The following is a 2188-nucleotide window of genomic DNA, read 5'->3' as shown; positions in this document are numbered from 1 at the left end:
CGGCCGGGTGCCGGCGATTGCCCGGATGGTGATCGGCGAGTCGCGGACTTTCCCTGACCTCGCCCGCATTTGGCACGACGATGTCGTCGCGAGTGTCATCGGGATAGTCACAGGGATCATCGCGCGCGCCCAGGCGCGCGGCGAGGTGACCCCCGGCGATCCGCGCCTGCACGCTTTTTCGCTCATGGGCCCGATGGTCATGGCCATGCTCTTTCGCGAGGTCTTCGGCTCGGTCGCTGCCAATCCGCCCGATTTGAACGCGCTCGCCGACCAGCACTCCCGCACGGCACTGCGCGGCCTGCTCACGCCGGCAATCGGGGGCGTCGATGGATGGATGACGAAATGACACATACTGACGTTCTGATCATCGGCGCCGGTCCGACGGGCCTGGTCTTGGCCCTCTGGCTCACCAAGCTCGGGGTTAAGGTCCGCATAGTCGACAAGGCGGCAGAGCCCGGCGCCACCTCGCGGGCCCTGGCGGTTCAAGCGCGGACGCTCGAACTCTACCGCCAGCTCGACCTTGCCGACGCCGTAGTCGAACATGGTCACAAGGTTCCTGCAGTCAATTTGTGGGTCAAGGGCGAACCGGCGGCGCGCTTGCCGTTTGAGAATATCGGTTCGGACCTGACCCCCTATCCGTTCCTGCAGATCTTCCCGCAGGACCAGCATGAGCGACTGCTGAGCGAGCGGCTGGAGGCGCTCGGCGTCTCGGTCGAGCGCCGGACCGAATTGGCCGGCTTCACGGACGAGGGCGAGCGCGTGATTGCCCGCCTTCGCTGCCCAGAGGGCCCGGAGGAAACCTGCGAGGCTATCTACATCGCCGGCTGTGACGGGGCGCGTTCCCTCGTGCGCGAGACGATCGGTACGGGCTTTCCGGGTGGCACCTATCGGCAACTCTTCTATGTTGCCGATGTTGAAGCCGCCGGCCCTGCGCTCGACGGCGAACTGCACGTCGATCTCGACGAGGCCGATTTCCTGGCGGTCTTTCCCCTGGCCGGGAAGGGTCGAGCGCGCCTAATCGGAACCGTGCGCGACGAGCGAGCCGATCATGCCGATACGCTAAAGTTCGAAGACGTCAGCGACCGGGCGATCACGAAGCTCAAAGTCAACGTCCAGAAGGTGAACTGGTTTTCGACCTACCATGTTCATCACCGGGTGACCGAGCATTTCCGCAACGGTCGGGCCTTCCTGCTCGGCGATGCGGCTCACATCCACAGTCCCGCCGGCGGTCAGGGCATGAATACCGGAATTGGCGACGCCATCAATCTTGCCTGGAAACTCACGGCGGTTCTGGCCGGCCATGCGTCCGACAAATTGCTCGACAGCTACGAGGCGGAACGGATCGGCTTTGCCCGGCGGCTGGTCGCGACCACCGATCGCGTGTTCAGCTTCGCCACCGCCGAGGGCCGGATCGCCGATATCCTTCGTACCCGCGTCGCGCCAGTGCTGTTCCCGAAGGTCATCGCGTTCGAGGCGGTTCGAGAGTACATCTTTCGGACAGTCTCGCAGATCACCCTGAATTACCGCAGTGGGCCGTTGAGCGCCGGCTCTGCTGGTCACGTCCATGGCGGTGACCGGCTGCCGTGGGTGCCGATTGATGGCAAGGATAATTTTGAATCCCTCGCGGCGATGACCTGGCAGGTTCATGTCTATGGCTCTGCCAGCGCCGAACTGGCGGCTTGGTGCGCCAGTCACGACGTGCCGCTGCATGTTGTTAGCTGGAGACCCGAGCACGAGGCGGCCGGTCTGGCGCGCGACGCAATCTATTTGCTGCGGCCAGACACCTATGTGGCGCTCGCCGACACTTCTAGTACGCCGGGTGCCCTTGATCGCTATTGCGCCAATCACGGGATTCGCGCTCTCACGGCGTCCAAATCGACGTGAATATATTTCACTGGTAGCATCGCTGAGTTTCGTGCGGGTTCGGGAAACATGGAGGGTCTCTATGGAAGCTGGACGTTTGAACGCCTATAAGGCGGCACCCGACGCGATGCGCGCGGTGCAGCGGGTCGAGGCTTATATCCAGCAGTGCGGCCTGGAAAAGCGCCTGATTGAGCTCGTGAAAATGCGCGCTTCTCAGATCAACGGCCGTGCCTACTGCCTCCACGTCCATAGCAAGGATGCCCGCCATGGCGGCGAAACCGAGCAGCGGCTCTATCTGCTCGACGCCTGGCACGAATCATCCCTC

3 protein-coding genes are annotated in these 2188 nt (G+C 63.4%); all 3 read left to right on the top strand.

Going from position 1 to position 2188, the window contains the following annotated elements:
- The coding region (locus tag VNX23_RS18425) for a TetR/AcrR family transcriptional regulator C-terminal ligand-binding domain-containing protein (RefSeq protein WP_325632328.1) at window positions 1–346 on the top strand (346 nt) is incomplete at its 5' end.
- Window positions 343–1884, top strand: a complete 1542-nt coding sequence (locus VNX23_RS18420; RefSeq protein ID WP_325632326.1) for an FAD-dependent oxidoreductase — start codon at window positions 343–345, stop codon at window positions 1882–1884. The genes VNX23_RS18425 and VNX23_RS18420, both read left to right, overlap by 4 nt.
- 61 nt (window positions 1885–1945) lie before the next feature.
- Window positions 1946–2188, top strand: a 243-nt coding sequence (locus tag VNX23_RS18415) for a carboxymuconolactone decarboxylase family protein (RefSeq protein WP_325632325.1), incomplete at its 3' end; no start/stop codon positions are given.

This window comes from Bradyrhizobium sp., from assembly GCF_035570375.1.
Taxonomy (GTDB): Bacteria; Pseudomonadota; Alphaproteobacteria; order Rhizobiales; family Xanthobacteraceae; genus Bradyrhizobium.
This window is presented reverse-complemented; position numbering and strand designations above follow the sequence as displayed.